Source organism: Cellulomonas sp. KRMCY2, from assembly GCF_000526515.1.
GTDB lineage: Bacteria > Actinomycetota > Actinomycetes > Actinomycetales > Cellulomonadaceae > Actinotalea.
Genome location: NZ_JAGF01000001.1, coordinates 4,065,971 through 4,083,051, shown reverse-complemented (window position 1 = coordinate 4,083,051; position 17,081 = coordinate 4,065,971). Strand labels below are relative to the sequence as shown.

The window sequence follows — 17,081 nt, the reverse complement described above, 5'->3', positions numbered from 1 at the left end:
GCCCGTGGCAGAGCGCGCAAATCGACTCCCCGGGCGGTCGGATACTACGACCCGGCACATCTTCGTCACCGGAGGCGTCGCCTCCTCACTCGGCAAGGGCCTGACGGCCTCCAGTCTCGGTCGACTTCTCCGGTCTCGTGGCCTTCGGGTCACGATGCAGAAGCTCGACCCCTACCTCAACGTCGATCCCGGCACGATGAACCCGTTCCAGCACGGTGAGGTCTTCGTCACCGACGACGGCGCCGAGACCGATCTGGACATCGGGCACTACGAGCGGTTCCTCGACGTCCCGCTGAGCGCTCAGGCGAACGTCACGACCGGTCAGATCTACTCGACAGTGATCGCCAAGGAGCGTCGCGGGGAGTACCTGGGCGACACCGTGCAGGTCATCCCGCACATCACCGACGAGATCAAGTCGAGGATGCGGGCCCAGGCCGGCGCCGAGGTCGACGTGATCATCACCGAGATCGGTGGCACCGTCGGCGACATCGAGTCCCAGCCCTTCCTGGAGGCGGCCCGCCAGGTCCGCCACGACCTCGGCCGTGACAACGTCTTCTTCCTGCACGTCTCGCTCGTGCCGTACATCGGGCCGAGCGGTGAGCTCAAGACCAAGCCCACCCAGCACTCCGTGGCCGCACTGCGGTCGATCGGCATCCAGCCCGACGCCCTCGTCCTGCGCGCCGACCGTCCGGTCCCGGACGGGACCAAGCGGAAGATCGCGCTGTTCTGCGACGTCGACCTCGAGGCTGTCGTGACGTGCGTCGACGCGCCGAGCATCTACGACATCCCGCGGGTCCTGCACTCCGAGGGCCTCGACGCCTACGTCGTGCGCCGGCTGCAGCTGCCGTTCCGGGACGTCGACTGGACCGCGTGGGAGAAGGTCACGCATGCGGTGCACCAGCCGACGCACCACGTCGAGGTCGCCATGGTCGGCAAGTACATCGACCTGCCGGACGCGTACCTGTCCGTCAGCGAGGCGCTGCGCGCGGGTGGTTTCGCCAACGACACCAAGGTCGACATCCGCTGGATCGCCTCCGACCACTGCTCGACACCGGACGGCGCCGAGCGGGCGCTCGCCGGGGTCGACGCCATCCTGGTGCCCGGTGGCTTCGGGGTCCGTGGGATCGAGGGCAAGGTGGGTGCCCTGACCTGGGCGCGCACGAGAGGCGTCCCGACGCTGGGGATCTGCCTGGGCCTGCAGGTCATGGTCATGGAGTACGCGCGCTCGGTCCTCGGTCTCGAGGGCGCGTCGTCCTCCGAGTTCGACCCGGGCACCGAGCACCCGGTGATCGCGACCATGGCCGAGCAGCTGGCGATCGTCGGCGGTGACGGTGACATGGGCGGGACCATGCGCCTCGGCTCCTACGACGCCGTCCTGACGCCCGGTTCGGTCGTGGCCAAGACGTACGGCACCGAGCGGGTCTCCGAGCGTCACCGACACCGCTACGAGGTCAACAACGCCTACCGGAGCCGGCTGGAGGAGGCCGGACTGGTCATCTCCGGTGTCTCACCCGACACCTCGCTCGTCGAGTTCGTCGAGCTGCCGTCCGACGTCCACCCGTACTACGTCGGTACCCAGGCGCACCCCGAGTTCCAGTCCCGGCCGACCCGGGCCCACCCGCTGTTCGCCGGCCTGATCGCCGCGGCGCTCGAGCATCGGCGCGGCGAGGGCTGATGGCGGTCGCCGATGCGCCGGCCACGCGTCAGGTGCTCGGCACGGAGCTCCTGCACGACGGGATGATCTGGGACGTCGTGCGCGACACCGTCGACCTGGGCGGGTCGGGCACCGTCCGCAGGGAGTACGTGCGTCACCCGGGGGCCGTCGCGGTGATCGCGCTGGACGACGAGGACCGCGTCCTGCTGCTCCGTCAGTACCGGCACCCCGTCCGGCAGGAGCTCTGGGAACCGCCGGCCGGGCTGCTCGACGTCCCGGGGGAGGACCTCCAGGTCGCCGCCGCACGCGAGCTGGCTGAGGAGGCCGATCTGGTCGCCCGCTCGTGGTGGGTGCTCGCGGACTACTTCACCAGCCCGGGTGGCAGCGACGAGGCCCTGCGGATCTTCCTCGCACGAGACCTCTCGCCCGTCGCGGACCACGCCCGGCACGTCCGCGAGGCCGAGGAGCGTGACATCGTGCCGCGCTGGGTGCCGCTCGACGAGGCCGTCGAGGCCGTGCTCAGGGGGTCGCTGCGCAACCCCTCGACAGTCGTGGGGGTCCTGGCGGCCCAGGTCAGCAGGTCCCGCGGCTGGGCGGGGCTGCAGGCGGCCGCCGGCCGCTAGGTCAGCAGGCTCAGCGGTCGCCGGCCGTACCGGGGACGGGTCGCGGCTCACGCGTGCGCAGGGTCATCTGCTGGACGACGAGCGTGGCGGTCAGCAGCGACGCCCCGAGCATGTGCAGCGCCACCAGAGCTTCAGGCAGCCCGGTGAGGTACTGGACGTAGCCGAGCACACCCTGGGCGAGCGTCACCGCGAGGAGCAGGTGGACACCACGCCGCACGCGTGCGGCGGACCCGCTGCGGTGCACGACGACGGCCAGCGCGGTCAGGACGCCGAGGAAGAGCCACACGGACGCCGAGTGCAGGCCGGAGATCTCGGCCGGGTCGAGCGCGAAGCGGTAGGCAGCGTCCTCGTCTCCCGAGTGCGGACCCGAACCGGTCACGACCACGCCGAGCGCCAGGACCAGTGCGCCGAGGGGGAGCAGTGCCCCGGCCAGGGCAGTGGTCCGGCGTCCGAGCGCCGGCACGGCGGGCGCGTCGCTCTCGCCGTGCCGCACCAGGAGTGCTGTCGAGGCCGCGACGAGCACCATCGAGATCAGGAAGTGGCTGCCGACCAGGGCAGGGTGCAGGTCGACGAGCACGGTCAGCCCGCCGATGACGGCCTGAACCACGACGCCGACCAGCGGGACGAGTCCCAGGAGCCGGTAGGGCAGGGCCCGGTCACGCCGGCGCCAGGCGACCCACGCGGCGGCGAGGGCGAGGACGGCGAGCACACCCGTCAGGGTCCGGTTGCCGAACTCGATGTACGGGTGCCAGGCCGACGCCTCGCGCAGAGCCGGTGCGAACTGTCCCGGCTCGCACTGGGGCCAGGTCGAGCAGCCGAGTCCCGAGCCGGTCAGCCGCACGACACCGCCGGTGACCACGATCACGATCTGCGCGACGAGGTTCGCCCACAGGATCCGGCGGGCCCAGGGGGCCGTCGGCGTCCGTCGGGGTCGGTGCTGAGGTCGCAGGCCGGCCGGTTCGACCGGGGCGTCGGGGGCTGCAGGTGCGGTGGTGCTGTTCACGTGTCACACGGTATCCGTCGGAGGGGGCACGGTGAGGTTCGGTGCCCGCAGGAGATCGGTGCCGGCGGGACATCGGCGCCGGCGAAGGTCAGTGCCAGCGGAAGAACCGCCCGGCGGCTGCCCCGAGCAGGACCGCCCAGCCGGCGAGCACCGCGACCGGGATCATCTCGAGTGCCCCGCCGGACAGCGCTGTGCGCAGCCCTTCACCGAGCGCACCGGACGGCAGCAGCACGGCGAGGTCGGCCAGCGGTCCGGGCAGGAGGTCCGCCGGCAGCAGGACCCCACCGCCGGCGAGGAGCAGCACCCAGACGAGGTTCGCGACCGCGAGCACGGCCTCGGCACGCAAGGTCCCGGCGATCAGCAGCGCGAAGGCCGTGAAGGCTGCGGTGCCCAGCAGCAGGACGAGCAGGGCGGCCGGCACCCCCGCCGGCGACGGGCGCCAACCGAGGCCGACGGCGATCGCGACGAGGACCGTCATCTGCAGCGCCTCGAGCGCGAGGATGGCCACGATCTTGCCGGCGAGCAGACCGCCACGGCCGAGCGGCGTGGTCGCCAGGAGGCGCAGGACGCCGTTGCGGCGGTCGAACCCGGTAGCGATCGCCTGGGACGTGAAGGCTGTCGACATGACGGCGAGGGCCAGGATGCCGGGGGCCACCAGGCCGACCCGGTCGTCCGTGCCCAGGTCGATGAACGTCGTCCGGGTGAGGACGACGAGCAGGAGCACGGGGAGCACGAGCGTGATGACGAGCTGCTCACCGTTGCGCAGCACGGTGCGCATCTCGAAGCCGGCCTGGGCCGCGACCCGTCGGTGCAACGGTGCCGCGCCACGTCCGGACCCGGCGACCCGCGACGGCGTCGGTGCGGTCGGCCCGGTCGGTCCGTTCAGCCCCGTCGGGCCGGTCGGTGCCGTCATCGCAGGCTCCGCCCGGTCAGGTCGAGGAAGACGTCCTCGAGCGTTCGCCGGCCGGTGGACAAAGACGTGATCAGGAAGCCGGCGTCCAGCGCCCATCCGGTCAGGAGGTGGACCAGAGCCGGATCTGCCGAGGCGTGCACCTCGAGCGTGCCGCCGACGGCCGTCGCCGTCACGCGTGCCGGGCCTGCGCCGTGCGCCGGGCGGGCCGCGACGAGGCGCGCCGCGAGGTCTGCGGCCAGGGCGTCGTCCGGCACGCGCGCGGCGGCGGACGAGGTGGGCTGCACCGTCAGCCGGACCGTGCCGGCGTCTCCGACGACCTCGGCCGTGGTGCCCGCCGCGATGGCCCGGCCGTGGTCGACCACCACGACGTGGTCGGCCAGCTCCTCGGCCTCGGCCATCTGGTGCGTCGTCAGGACGATCGTCGTGCCCTCGCTGCGCAGGTCCCCGACCAGGTCCCAGACGGCCAGCCGCGCCTGGGGGTCCATCCCGGTGCTGGGTTCGTCGAGGAATACCAGCTCCGGGCGTCCGACGACGGCGGTGGCCAGGGCGAGGCGCCTGCTCTGGCCGCCCGACAGCCGGCGCACCTGGGTCGTGGCGAAGCTGCCGAGGCCGAGCCGCTCGGTGAGCTCACCGATGTCGCGCGGGTTCGCGTACATCGCCGCGACATGACGCAGGGCCTCGGCGGCCGGGACGGTGCTCGGCAGGCCGCCGTCCTGCAGCATGACGCCGACGCGCGGGCGCAGGCTGCGGGCCTGGTGCGCGGGGTCGCTGCCCAGGACCCGCACCGTGCCGCCGTCGGGCCGCCGGAGCCCCTCGCAGCACTCGATCGTCGTCGTCTTGCCGGCTCCGTTGGGTCCGAGCACGGCGGTGACCGCACCGCTCGGGGCGATCAGGTCCAGGCCGGCGACGGCGTCCCGCCCCGCGTACCGCTTGACGAGTCCGCTGACCACCACGGCGTGCTGCGGATCGGGCGCAGAGGCATCGGTCGTCGCAAGGGGCACGATCGGGGAGTCTAGGCCAGCGCGCTGGGCCCCGCGGCGGGGGCCCGGACGACGGAAGTGAGGTTCACCTTTGTTGCGCGGAAGGATATAGGCAACGACTATGTTGCCTATATCGGTGGGCCCCGACGGGGCTCCGCCCGCTCGACCCGCAGCCGAGCTCGTCGGCGCGGACCTGGGCCTCGGTTCCGGACGGGAGGTGGACATGACCACGCAGGTGCACCAGTCCGCCCTCGACCCCTCGACCGACCACGAGTCGACCACGCGTGAGCGCATCCTGCGGCTCGTCGTGGAGGACGGTCCGGTCTCCGTCGTCGAGCTCGCCCAGCTGCTCGACCTGACCGCCGCCGGTGTGCGCCGGCACGTCGACGCGCTCGAGCAGGACGGTCAGATCACCGTGCACGCCGTGCGGGTCGCCGGCCAGGCGCGCCGCGGCCGCCCGGCGCGGCGGTTCGTCGCCACCGACCGTGGCCAGGCCGCGCTGAGCAACGCCTACTCGAACCTCGCGGCCCAGGTGCTCCGCTTCCTGGCCCAGACCGGTGGCGGGTCTGCCGTGCAGGACTTCGCAGCCGAGCGCGTGCAGGAGCTCGAGGACCGGCTGTCCGCCGTGGTCGCGGGTGCCGGCGACGACGTCGCCGACCGCACGGCAGCACTCGCGGGCGCCCTGGCGACAGACGGCTACGCGGCGACCGCCAGGCCCGTCCCGGGCGGTCGAGCGGTCCAGCTGTGCCAGGGGCACTGCCCCGTGCAGGATGTCGCCGCGCAGTTCCCGCAGCTGTGCGAGGCGGAGACCCAGCTCTTCTCCAGGCTCCTGGGCGTGCACGTCCAGCGCCTGTCGACCTTGGCCGGTGGCGGCCATGTCTGCACGACCCACGTACCGACGACCAGCACCCCTGCTCGAACCGCAGCCGACCGTCCCGCACCAGCAGAGACCGTGGAGGGAACACGATGAGCGCACCCACCGAACCGATGACCCAGGACGAGGCGATCATCGCCTCCATCGGGGGCTACGGCTACGGCTGGCACGACTCCGACGCGGCGGGCATGTCGGCGCAGCGCGGCCTGTCGGAGTCCGTCGTCCGCAACATCTCGGCGCTGAAGAACGAGCCCGAGTGGATGCTCGCGATGCGGCTCAAGTCGCTGCGGCTGTTCGAGAAGAAGCCGATGCCGAACTGGGGCGCCGACCTGTCGGGCATCGACTTCGACAACATCAAGTACTTCGTGCGGTCCACCGAGAAGCAGGCCACCAGCTGGGAGGACCTGCCCGAGGACATCAGGAACACGTACGACCGGCTGGGCATCCCCGAGGCGGAGAAGCAGCGCCTGGTCGCCGGCGTCGCCGCGCAGTACGAGTCCGAGGTCGTCTACCACCAGATCCAGGAGAGCCTCGAGGAGCAGGGCGTCATCTTCGTGGACACCGACACGGGTCTGCGTGAGCACCCGGAGATCTTCGAGCAGTACTTCGGCTCGATCATCCCGCCGGGGGACAACAAGTTCGCCGCGCTCAACACCTCGGTGTGGTCGGGCGGCTCGTTCGTCTACGTCCCGCCGGGCGTGCACGTGGACATCCCGCTGCAGGCCTACTTCCGGATCAACACGGAGAACATGGGCCAGTTCGAGCGGACGCTGATCATCGCCGACGAGGGCTCCTACGTGCACTACGTCGAGGGCTGTACCGCGCCGGTGTACTCGAGCGACTCGCTGCACTCGGCGGTCGTGGAGATCATCGTCAAGAAGAACGCCCGGGTCCGGTACACGACCATCCAGAACTGGTCGAACAACGTCTACAACCTGGTGACCAAGCGAGCGGTCGCCGCTGAGGGCGCGACCATGGAGTGGGTCGACGGCAACATCGGGTCCAAGGTCACCATGAAGTACCCGGCCATCTACCTCATGGGCGAGCACGCCAAGGGCGAGACCCTGTCGATCGCCTTCGCCGGGGCGGGCCAGCACCAGGACGCCGGCGCGAAGATGGTGCACGCCGCGCCCCACACGTCGTCGTCGATCATCTCCAAGTCGGTGGCCCGCGGCGGCGGACGCACGTCGTACCGTGGCCTGGTCCAGGTGCTCGAGGGTGCGGAGCACTCCGCGTCGAACGTGCTGTGCGACGCCCTGCTGGTCGACCAGATCTCCCGGTCGGACACCTACCCCTACGTCGACGTCCGCGAGGACGACGTGTCGATGGGGCACGAAGCCACGGTCTCGCGGGTCAGCGAGGACCAGCTCTTCTACCTCATGTCGCGGGGCATGAAGGAGACCGAGGCCATGGCGATGATCGTGCGCGGCTTCGTCGAGCCGATCGCCCGCGAGCTCCCGATGGAGTACGCCCTCGAGCTCAACCGCCTCATCGAGCTGCAGATGGAAGGGTCCGTCGGCTGATGGCGCTGACCGACCAGACCGTCACCACCGGCACAACCCCCACCGGCTCCACCCGAGAGGCGCCAGCAACTGACATGTCCACCGACCTGTCCACCGACCACAGCCGGGCCGTCGCCGACGGCGCGCACTACCACGGGCGGGGTGGGACGCCGCAGAGCTCGCGCGCGGCCCGCGCGACGTCCTTCGACCTCGCCGACTTCCCGGTGCCCACCGGCCGCGAGGAGGAGTGGCGATTCGCTCCGATCAACCGGATGGCACCGCTGTTCGACGCCGACGGGACCGGACTCGCCGGGACGTCGACGCAGGTCACCGTGGTCAACGCGCCCGAGGTCCGGGTCGAGATCGTCGGCCGGGGCGACGAGCGCCTCGGCACGGCCGGTCGCCCCGGTGACCGCACCGCGGCGACGGCCTGGAACTCGTTCCGCGAGGCGACGATCGTGACGATCCCGGCGCAGGCCGTCGCCTCCGCAGCGACGAGCATCCGGGTCGAGGGCACCGGCCCAGGGACCGAGCCGAGCGCCGTGCACCTGCTGGTCCATGCCGAGCCGCTCAGCGAGGCCGTCGTCGTGATCGACCACCTCGGTTCGGTCGCGCTGGCCGAGACCGTCGAGATCGTCGCGGACGACGGCGCGCACCTGACGGTCGTGAGCATCCACGACTGGGCCGCCGACTCCGTGCACGCCTCCGCGCACCGGATCCGGCTCGGGCGGGACGCGACCGTCAAGCACATCGTCGTCACGCTCGGCGGGGACGTCGTGCGGGTCACCCCCGACGCCGAGTTCACCGGTGAGGGCGGCGAGATCACGTCGCTCGGCCTGTACTTCGCCGATGCGGGCCAGCACCAGGAGCACCGGCTCTTCATCGACCACGCCGTGCCGTCCTGCCGCTCGCGCGTGACGTACAAGGGCGCGCTGCAGGGCGCCGGTGCACACACCGTCTGGGTCGGCGACGTGCTCATCCAGGCCAACGCCGAGGGCACCGACACCTACGAGCTCAACCGCAACCTCGTCCTGTCCGACGGCGCGCGCGCCGACTCGGTCCCCAACCTGGAGATCGAGACCGGGTTGATCGAGGGCGCCGGTCACGCGTCGGCGACCGGCCGGTTCGACGACGAGCAGCTGTTCTACCTCCGGTCGCGGGGGATCCCCGAGGGCGAGGCGCGCCGTCTCGTGGTGCGCGGCTTCTTCGCCGAGCTGATCGGTCAGATCGGCGTCGCTGAGATCGAGGAGCGCCTGATCGGTGCCATCGAGGTCGAGCTCGCGCGGAGCATGGCCGAGCTCGACGACGTCGACGCACTCGACCCGACGGTCACGGAGCTGCCCGGACCGGTCGACGCATGAGTGCACAGCTCGCGTGCCTGACGTCGGACGTGCCGACGAGCTCGGCCCTGCGGGTCGAGCTGGAGGGTCCCGCCGGCATCGTCGAGGTCGCCGTCGTGCGCGACGACGAGGGTGAGCTGCACGCCATCTCCGACGTCTGCTCGCACGGCCAGGTCTCGTTGTCCGACGGCGAGATCGACGGCGTGACCATCGAGTGCTGGCTGCACGGCTCGACCTTCGATCTGCGCACCGGTGCGCCGCTGTGCCTCCCGGCCACCCGGCCGGTCCCCGTCTACCCCCTGACTGTCGACGGCGAGCGCGTGCTCGTCGACGTCGACGTCGTCGCGAACGCCTGAGGAGCAAGCATGTCAACCCTGGAGATCCACGACCTGCACGTGAGTGTCGAGACCAAGGAGGGCGCCAAGCAGATCCTGCGCGGCGTCGACCTGACTGTCGCGAGCGGCGAGACGCACGCCATCATGGGCCCCAACGGCTCCGGCAAGTCGACGTTGGCGTACTCCCTCGCCGGCCACCCGAAGTACCAGATCACGTCCGGCACGGTGACCCTCGACGGCCAGGACGTCCTGGCGATGAGCGTGGACGAGCGCGCCCGCGCGGGCATGTTCCTGGCCATGCAGTACCCGGTCGAGGTCCCCGGCGTGAGCGTGACGAACTTCCTGCGCACCGCCAAGACGGCGATCGACGGCAAGGCTCCGGCCCTGCGGCACTGGGTCAAGGACGTCCGCACCGCCATGGAGCAGCTGCGGATGGATCCGGCGTTCGCCGAGCGCAACGTGAACGAGGGCTTCTCCGGCGGCGAGAAGAAGCGCCACGAGATCCTGCAGATGGAGCTCCTGAGCCCGAAGTTCGCGATCCTCGACGAGACCGACTCCGGCCTGGACGTCGACGCGCTGCGGGTCGTGTCGGAGGGCGTCAACCGGGTCAAGGCCAGTGGCGAGGTCGGCGTCCTGCTGATCACGCACTACACCCGCATCCTGCGGTACATCCAGCCCGACTTCGTGCACGTCTTCGTCGACGGCCGGATCGCCGAGGAGGGTGGCCCCGAGCTGGCCGACCAGCTCGAGGCAGAAGGCTACGACCGCTTCCTGACCACCTCGGTCTGAGTCCGGCGCGACGCCCACCCTGCTTCCCGGTCGAAGGACACCCATGACAGCCATCCTCGAGCCGAACGCCCCAGGCGTCGGCGCGGTGCTCACGGCAACGGAGCTCGCGGCCGTACGTGCGGACTTCCCGCTGCTTGCCCGCACGGTGCGCGACGGGCGGCCGCTGGTCTACCTCGACTCCGGGGCGACCGCGCAGAAGCCGGACGTCGTCCTGGACGCCGAGCAGGACTTCTACCTGCAACGCAACGCCGCCGTCCACCGGGGTGCGCACCAGCTCGCCGAGGAGGCGACCGAGGCGTACGAGCAGGCCCGCGGGGAGGTCGCGACCTTCGTCGGTGCCGACGCCGACGAGATCGTCTGGACGACCAACGCGACCGCCGGCATCAACCTGGTCGCGTACGCGATGTCGAACGCGTCCCTCGGACGGGGCGGGCAGGCCGCGCGCCGGTTCGCCGTCGGTCCCGGGGACGAGATCGTCGTGACCGAGGCGGAGCACCACGCGAACCTCGTGCCGTGGCAGGAGCTGTGCGCACGGACCGGAGCGACGTTGCGCTGGATCGGCGTGCACGACGACGGCCGCCTGCGCACCGACGAGCTCGCGACGGTCGTCACCGAGCGCACCAAGCTGCTCGCCTTCACACACGCCTCGAACGTGACCGGAGCCGTCTCCGACGTGGCAGCCTTCGTGCGGCGCGCCCGTGAGGTCGGCGCCCTGACCCTGCTCGACGCGTGCCAGAGCGTGCCCCACCTGCCGGTCGACCTGCACGCCCTCGGGGTCGACCTCGCGGCGTTCTCGGGGCACAAGATGCTCGGCCCCACGGGCGTCGGCGCCCTGTACGGGCGGCGCGAGGTGCTCGCCGGGCTCCCGCCGTTCATGACCGGGGGATCGATGGTCGAGGTCGTGACCATGGAGACGGCGACGTTCGCGCCGCCGCCGCAGCGGTTCGAGGCGGGTACGCAGATGATCGCGCAGGCGGTCGGCATGGGCGCAGCGGCGCGGTACCTGCGTGAGCTGGGCATGGACGCCGTCGCAGCTCATGAGGCGCAGATCGCGGGCCTGCTGCTCGAGGCCGTGGCCGCCGTGCCCGGTGTCCGGGTGGTCGGCCCGACCGATGTCGTCGACCGCCTCGCCGTGGTCAGCTTCGTGGTTGACGGCGTGCACGCGCACGACGTCGGCCAGGTGCTCGACGATGCCGGTGTCGCCGTGCGGGTGGGCCACCACTGCGCGCAGCCGCTGCACCGGCGGTTCGGCGTCGCCGCGACGGCGCGCGCATCCGCAGCCGTCTACACCACAGCCCAGGAGGTTGCCGTGTTCGGCGCCGCGCTCGCCACCGTGCGCCCCTTCTTCGGCATGACCGATGGAGGCACGCGATGAGCAGCCCGATGGAGCAGCTGTACCAGCAGCTCATCCTCGACCACGCCAAGTCACCGCACGGCCGCGGCCTGGCCGAGGGCTTCGACGCCGAGTCGTTCCAGGTCAACCCGACCTGCGGCGACGAGGTCCACCTGCGGGTCCACCTGAACCGCCCGGCCGACGGCGCCGTCGTCGTCGAGAAGGTCAGCTGGGAGGGTCAGGGCTGCTCGATCTCGCAGGCGTCGATCTCGGTGATGTCCGAGCTCGTGGCCGGAACGCCGGTCAGCGCGGCCGAAGAGCTCGGCGAGACCTTTCGCGCGCTGATGCACGCGCGCGGCCAGGGGCTCGACGAGGAGGCAGAGGACCGGCTCGGTGACGCCACCGCGTTCACCGGGGTGGCCAGGTACCCCGCACGGATCAAGTGCGCGCTGCTCGGCTGGGCGGCGCTGCGCGACGCGCTGATCCAGTCCGGTGCGGCCGGCACGACACAGGAGGAGAACCCATGACAGCGACCGCTCCGGGCACACTGCCCACACCGCCCACCGCGGCCGACGTCGAGGAGGCGCTGCGCGATGTCATCGACCCCGAGCTGGGCATCAACGTCGTCGACCTCGGTCTGATCTACGGCGTGATGGTCGACGCGAACAACCATGCCGTGATCGACATGACGCTCACCTCGGCGGCGTGCCCGCTGACCGACGTCATCGAGGACCAGGCCGGGGCCGCGCTGGACGGGCTGGTCGACGGGTTCCGGATCAACTGGGTCTGGATGCCGCCGTGGGGCCCGGACAAGATCACCGACGACGGGCGCGAGCAGCTGCGGGCGCTGGGCTTCAACATCTGACCGCTCGCTCGCCCGGTACGTCGGCGCGCGCCGTACGCCGACGTCAGAGACCGTCGGCGTCAGAGCTCGGTCGTCGAGAACGTGTCGCACGCGGCGAGGGAGCCCTCGTTGTAGCCGGTGACGAACCAGCTCTGCCGCTGCTCGCTCGAGCCGTGGGTCCACACGTCCGGGTTGACGCCGCCGCTGGTCTGCTCCTGGATGTGGTCGTCGCCGACGGCTTCGGCTGCCGAGAGCGCGTCGGCGAGCTGTTCGTCCGTGATGGGCTCGAGGAACGTGACGCCGCGGTCCGGGTCGATCCGGGTGGCCGCGTCCCGCGCCCACATGCCGGCGTAGCAGTCGGCCTGCAGCTCGAGACGCACGCCGTCGGACTCCGGTCCGGTGGCCTGGCGGTCGATGCCGTCCATCAGGCCGGTGATGTTCTGGATGTGGTGGCCGTACTCGTGCGCGGTGACGTACATCTCGGCGAGCGGGCCGCCGGAGGCGCCGAACCTGCTCTGCAGGAGGTCGAAGAACCCGACGTCCATGAAGATGAACTGGTCGGCCGGGCAGTAGAACGGACCGGTCGAGGACGACGCCTGTCCGCAGCCGGTCGTGGTGGCCCCCTCGAACGACTCCGCACCCGGCTGGACGAAGTCCGTCCCGGCGGCGGCGACGGTCTCGCCCCAGAAGACGTCGAGGGACTGGAGCGTGGCCGACAGCCGGCACTCCCGGTTGGCGTTGGCCTCCTCGACGGTGCACTCGGCGACCTCGCCGACCTCGCCGCCGCCCCCGCCGGCACCCTGCAGGCCCTCCAGCGCCGGCCCGACGTCCACACCGGTGAACTGGTAGATCAGGAAGGCCACGACGCCCAGCCCGAGGCCACCGGCCGCGGCCTTGCCGCCACGGCGCGTGCGGACCCGACCACCCTCGAAGCTGCCGCCCTCGCTGAATGTCATGCGCACACGCTAGTGCGGCCGGTGCGCCGCTGCGCGGCGCGCTCTGCCGGGTCGGCCGGTCAGTCGCCGAGGCCGCGCGCGGTCAGTGCCTCACCGGTGGAGCGGGCCCGTCCGACGGCCCGGATCGCGGTCGGGACGAGCAGGGCGCGAACGTTGCGTTCGAGACCGCGTGCCCGAGCCGCGTCGCGGACCTCGCCGGCGGTGTGGACGAGGGCCGGCACTGCACGCAGCATCAGTCCGACCGCCAGCGCGACGGTCTGGGGAGCGACGCCCAGGTGGCGCAACGGACGCAACGCCCGGGTCAGGGCGTCGAGCATGCGGTCCGCCCGTGTGGTGGCCGTCAGGGTGGTGGCCGCGAGGACCAGCGTCACGAGGTCGGCGGCGACCTCGATGCCGACGACCGGGCCGCGCTGCCACACCTGGTAGGCCCCGACCACCAGGGCCGTGACCAGGACCGGGAGCAGCGCACGTGCCGTCGAGCGCACCGGGAGGCGCGCGCTCGCGGCCACGCCCGCCGCGATGCCCAGCAGCCCGAGGGTTGCCGGTAGCCCGGTCAGCACGGCTACGGCGATCCCCAGGGCAGCGAGGCCGGCCGTCTTGGGACCGGGGCCCAACCGGTGCAGCCACGTGTCGCCCGCCCGGTAGAGGCCCAGCGGACCGGCCCATGCCGGGCGCTCCGCCCCGGCCCGCGGGCGACCTTCGCGAACGGCCCCGACGGTGCGGCCCGTCATCGCCGGTGCCCGTCGACCGCGCTCGCCATCAGCCCGACGTAGTGCTCCACGGCTGCGGTCGGCTCGCCGTCGAACACCACCCGGGCGCGGTCGACGACGAGCACGCGGTCAGCGCGCGCCGCGGCGTCGAGGTCGTGCGTGACGAGCAGCACCTGCTGCTCGAGGCTCTCGATCAGGTCGTCGACGACCCGCCGCCACCGCAGGTCGAGCAACGTGGTCGGTTCGTCGCAGACGAGCACGGTGGGCTCGGTGGCGAGGACGCCGGCCAGGGCCAGGAGCTGCTTCTGGCCGCCGGACAGGGCGTGCACCGGCTGCTCGGCACGGTCGGCGAGCCCGAAGCGCGCGAGGACCGCCCGCACGCGCTCGTCGCGTTCGTCGCCGGACAGGCCGAGCCGGCGCAGGGAGAGGGCGACGTCCTCGACCGGCGTCGGCATGACCAGCTGCGCGTCGGGGTCGGTGAAGACGAAGCCGACCTGACGGCGCACGGCTGCTCCGTCGCGGCCGGTGTCGAGCCCGTTGACGCGCACGGTGCCGGCCGACGGCAGGGCGAGCCCGTTCGTGAGCCTCGCCAGGGTCGACTTGCCCGATCCGTTGGCGCCGATGACGGCGATCCGCCGCTCGGTCAGCGTGCAGGTCGTCGGCTCGAGCAGTGTGACGACCCGCTCCCCGCCCGGAGGTCTCCCGGACGGGTCGTCGGGGCCGCCGCCCACACCGCCGGCGCCGGCCGGAGCGTAGGCGGTGACGGTGGCACCGACGAGCTCGATCACGTCCGGACCCCTCGGCTCAGCGGCGCCTGGTCAGCAGGTCGGGGAAGGCGCGGAAGACGGCGGCGGCCACGATCGCGGCGAACACGTTCTTGATCACATCACCGGGGAGGAAGACGCTGCCCGCGGTGATCGCCTCCTGGGCCGACAGGCCCAGCCGGGCGCCCATCGCCGCGATGCCGATCGGGTGGATGACGAGCAGGCTGCCGGCCGTGGCGGCGAGGAAGGCCATCACGGGCAGCGTCGAGGGGCGAGCGCGTCGCAGCCGCGTCATGAGGTACCCCGCCAGGGCGGCGGCGAGCGGGAAGGCGAGCAGGTACCCCACCGACGGCTTCCCGAGGACGGCGAGCCCGCCGGTCCCGCCCGAGAAGACCGGCAGGCCGGCCAGCCCGACGGCCAGGTACAGCAGGACCGCGAGAGCCCCCCGGCGCGGCCCGAGGACGAGGCCGGCGAGCATGACGCCGAAGGTCTGGAGGGTGATCGGCACGACCATGCCGGGCAGCGTGACGCCCGGCAGGAGCGCGCACACGGCGATGAATGCGGCGAAGGTGGCGACCAGGGCGACGTCGGTTGCGGTCGAGGAGCGCAGGGTCGGTACGGGAACGGCCAGGGACAGCGCTGCGGCGTCGCGGGCCGTCCCGTCGTCCTGTGGTGCGATGGTCATGGGTCCCCCAGGAGGTGGTTGTCGGCGAACGTGTGTCGGCACACATCCGCGCGGGTGCCCGGCATCGGCCGATTTCCGGTCGGGGGTTCACGCTAGCCGGTCGTAGGATGAGCGTCGTTTGTGCCCGCCCACAAGAGGGCAGGGTGCCGGTCGGAGGAAACCTCAGTGATCACCGCTCATGACGTCGAGCTTCGTGTCGGCGTCCGCGTCCTGCTCGAGAAGGCGTCCTTCCGGATCGCCGCGGGCGACCGGATCGGCCTCGTCGGCCGCAACGGAGCCGGCAAGACGACCCTGACCCGCGTCCTGGCGGGGGAGGGACAGGCCGCCGGCGGGCAGGTCGTCCGCTCCGGCGACGTCGGGTACCTGCCGCAGGACCCACGCACCGGCGACGTCGACGTCCTGGCGATGGACCGCATCCTGTCCGCACGCGGTCTCGACGAGATCGTCGCGTCGTTGCGCTCCACCGAGGGTGCGATGGCCAGCGCCGACGACGAGACGCGCGACGCGGCGATGGAGCGGTACACCCGGCTCGACTCCCGCTTCACGGCCGCCGGCGGCTACGCGGCCGAGAGCGAGGCGGAGCAGATCTCCGCCAACCTCGGCCTCGACGAGCGCGTGCTGAGCCAGCCGCTCGGAACCCTGTCCGGCGGCCAGCGCCGACGGGTCGAGCTGGCCCGCATCCTGTTCTCCGGAGCCGAGACGCTGCTGCTCGACGAGCCGACCAACCACCTGGACGCCGACTCGATCGTCTGGCTGCGCGACTACCTGTCGTCCTACGCCGGCGGCTTCCTGGTGATCAGCCACGACACCGGCCTGATGCGCAGGACCGTGAACAAGGTCTTCCACATGGACGCCAACCGCGGCGAGCTGGACCAGTACAACCTGGGCTGGGACGCGTACCTCACCCAGCGTGAGACGGACGAGCGCCGTCGCAAGCGCGAGCGGGCGAACGCCGAGAAGAAGGCGTCCGTGCTGTTCGCCCAGGCGGACAAGATGCGGGCCAAGGCGACCAAGGCCGTCGCTGCGCAGAACATGGCCCGCCGCGCGGAGCGGTTGATCGCCGGGCTCGAGGCCGAGCGTGCGTCGGACAAGGTCGCCCACCTGAGGTTCCCGGACCCGGCTCCGTGCGGCAAGACGCCGCTGACGGCGACCGGCCTGAGCAAGTCGTACGGCTCGCTCGAGGTGTTCACCGATGTCGACCTCGCCATCGACCGGGGGAGCCGGGTCGTCATCCTCGGCCTCAACGGTGCCGGCAAGACGACCTTGCTGCGCATCCTGGCGGGCGTGGAGCCGCCGGACACCGGGGAGGTCCTGCCGGGCCACGGGTTGAAGATCGGCTACTACGCCCAGGAGCACGAGACGCTCGACACGACGCTGACCGTCGTCGAGAACCTGCGTCATGCGGCGCCCGACCTGACCGACACGCAGGTGCGGTCCGTGCTCGGCTCCTTCCTGTTCTCCGGCGACGACGTCGAGAAGCCGGTGCGGGTGCTCTCCGGTGGCGAGAAGACGAGACTCGCGCTCGCGGCGCTCGTGGTGTCGTCCGCCAACGTGCTGCTGCTCGACGAACCGACCAACAACCTCGACCCGGCGAGCCGCGCCGAGGTCCTGCGTGCGTTGCACGGGTATGCCGGCGCCGTCGTCATGGTCACCCACGACGAGGGAGCGGTGTCTGCTTTGTCCCCCGAAAGGGTGGTGCTCCTGCCCGATGGCGACGAAGATCTATGGAACGACAGCTATGCGGATCTGATCTCGCTCGCGTAGCTCGTCCGGACC

General features: G+C 71.8%; 18 protein-coding genes. 11 read left to right on the top strand and 7 right to left on the bottom strand.

Annotated elements, in window-relative coordinates:
• Positions 1-4 precede the first annotated feature (4 nt).
• Together K415_RS0119195 and K415_RS0119190 are read left to right on the top strand one after the other, a co-directional pair.
• Positions 5-1,675: a CTP synthase gene (locus K415_RS0119195; protein ID WP_024288651.1), complete on the top strand. Its 1,671-nt coding sequence runs from the start codon at positions 5-7 to the stop codon at positions 1,673-1,675.
• Positions 1,675-2,277 carry an NUDIX hydrolase gene (locus K415_RS0119190; protein ID WP_024288650.1) on the top strand — a complete coding sequence of 201 codons (603 nt, stop codon included), beginning with the start codon at positions 1,675-1,677 and terminating at the stop codon, positions 2,275-2,277. The genes K415_RS0119195 and K415_RS0119190 overlap by 1 nt, the downstream gene beginning before the upstream one ends.
• A 10-nt stretch (positions 2,278-2,287) precedes the next feature.
• Here the strand turns inward: K415_RS0119190 and K415_RS0119185 are convergent, their stop codons facing one another.
• The 3 genes from K415_RS0119185 to K415_RS0119175 form a co-directional block, all read right to left on the bottom strand.
• A complete protein-coding gene (locus K415_RS0119185) occupies positions 2,288-3,280 on the bottom strand; it encodes a heme A synthase (protein WP_024288649.1) in 993 nt (330 codons plus the stop codon).
• 88 nt (positions 3,281-3,368) lie between these two features.
• Complete coding sequence (locus K415_RS0119180) at positions 3,369-4,193, bottom strand: ABC transporter permease (protein WP_024288648.1); 825 nt, start codon at positions 4,191-4,193, stop codon at positions 3,369-3,371.
• Positions 4,190-5,194: an ABC transporter ATP-binding protein gene (locus tag K415_RS0119175; RefSeq protein WP_051480672.1), complete on the bottom strand. Its 1,005-nt coding sequence runs from the start codon at positions 5,192-5,194 to the stop codon at positions 4,190-4,192. The genes K415_RS0119180 and K415_RS0119175 overlap by 4 nt, the downstream gene beginning before the upstream one ends.
• A 202-nt stretch (positions 5,195-5,396) precedes the next feature.
• Between K415_RS0119175 and K415_RS0119170 the strand changes: the two genes are divergently transcribed.
• The 8 genes from K415_RS0119170 (at position 5,397) to K415_RS0119135 (ending at position 12,211) form a co-directional block, all read left to right on the top strand.
• Complete coding sequence (locus K415_RS0119170) at positions 5,397-6,143, top strand: winged helix-turn-helix transcriptional regulator (protein WP_024288646.1); 747 nt, start codon at positions 5,397-5,399, stop codon at positions 6,141-6,143.
• Positions 6,140-7,570: a Fe-S cluster assembly protein SufB gene (sufB, locus tag K415_RS0119165; protein ID WP_024288645.1), complete on the top strand. Its 1,431-nt coding sequence runs from the start codon at positions 6,140-6,142 to the stop codon at positions 7,568-7,570. Before K415_RS0119170 ends, sufB begins: the two co-directional genes overlap by 4 nt.
• A gap of 74 nt (positions 7,571-7,644) precedes the next feature.
• Complete coding sequence (sufD, locus tag K415_RS0119160) at positions 7,645-8,910, top strand: Fe-S cluster assembly protein SufD (RefSeq protein WP_024288644.1); 1,266 nt, start codon at positions 7,645-7,647, stop codon at positions 8,908-8,910.
• The gene (locus K415_RS0119155; RefSeq protein WP_024288643.1) at positions 8,907-9,245 is read left to right on the top strand and encodes a non-heme iron oxygenase ferredoxin subunit; all 339 of its coding nucleotides are present in this window, start codon (positions 8,907-8,909) and stop codon (positions 9,243-9,245) included. Before sufD ends, K415_RS0119155 begins: the two co-directional genes overlap by 4 nt.
• 9 nt (positions 9,246-9,254) lie before the next feature.
• A complete protein-coding gene (gene sufC, locus K415_RS0119150) occupies positions 9,255-10,013 on the top strand; it encodes a Fe-S cluster assembly ATPase SufC (RefSeq protein WP_024288642.1) in 759 nt (252 codons plus the stop codon).
• A gap of 43 nt (positions 10,014-10,056) precedes the next feature.
• Entirely contained in the window at positions 10,057-11,388 is a 1,332-nt protein-coding gene (locus tag K415_RS0119145; protein WP_024288641.1) for a SufS family cysteine desulfurase, read from the top strand.
• Positions 11,385-11,873 carry a Fe-S cluster assembly sulfur transfer protein SufU gene (sufU, locus tag K415_RS0119140; RefSeq protein ID WP_024288640.1) on the top strand — a complete coding sequence of 163 codons (489 nt, stop codon included), beginning with the start codon at positions 11,385-11,387 and terminating at the stop codon, positions 11,871-11,873. Before K415_RS0119145 ends, sufU begins: the two co-directional genes overlap by 4 nt.
• On the top strand, positions 11,870-12,211 hold the full coding sequence (locus K415_RS0119135) for a metal-sulfur cluster assembly factor (RefSeq protein WP_024288639.1): 342 nt from the start codon (positions 11,870-11,872) through the stop codon (positions 12,209-12,211). Before sufU ends, K415_RS0119135 begins: the two co-directional genes overlap by 4 nt.
• Before the next feature lie 59 nt (positions 12,212-12,270).
• Here the strand turns inward: K415_RS0119135 and K415_RS0119130 are convergent, their stop codons facing one another.
• Genes K415_RS0119130 through K415_RS0119115 form a run of 4 tightly spaced genes read right to left on the bottom strand, consistent with a single transcriptional unit; the run spans position 12,271 to position 15,305 of the window.
• The gene (locus K415_RS0119130) at positions 12,271-13,146 is read right to left on the bottom strand and encodes a neutral zinc metallopeptidase (protein ID WP_024288638.1); all 876 of its coding nucleotides are present in this window, start codon (positions 13,144-13,146) and stop codon (positions 12,271-12,273) included.
• Between the two features lie 59 nt (positions 13,147-13,205).
• Entirely contained in the window at positions 13,206-13,877 is a 672-nt protein-coding gene (locus K415_RS0119125) for an energy-coupling factor transporter transmembrane protein EcfT (RefSeq protein ID WP_024288637.1), read from the bottom strand.
• Positions 13,874-14,644, bottom strand: coding sequence for an energy-coupling factor ABC transporter ATP-binding protein (locus K415_RS0119120; RefSeq protein WP_024288636.1), 771 nt, complete (start codon positions 14,642-14,644; stop codon positions 13,874-13,876). The genes K415_RS0119125 and K415_RS0119120 overlap by 4 nt, the downstream gene beginning before the upstream one ends.
• Positions 14,645-14,660: 16 nt before the next feature.
• Positions 14,661-15,305: a biotin transporter BioY gene (locus K415_RS0119115; RefSeq protein ID WP_024288635.1), complete on the bottom strand. Its 645-nt coding sequence runs from the start codon at positions 15,303-15,305 to the stop codon at positions 14,661-14,663.
• A gap of 165 nt (positions 15,306-15,470) precedes the next feature.
• On the opposite strand from K415_RS0119115, the gene K415_RS0119110 reads away from it, so the two are divergent.
• Entirely contained in the window at positions 15,471-17,069 is a 1,599-nt protein-coding gene (locus K415_RS0119110; protein ID WP_024288634.1) for an ABC-F family ATP-binding cassette domain-containing protein, read from the top strand.
• Positions 17,070-17,081: the final 12 nt, after the last annotated feature.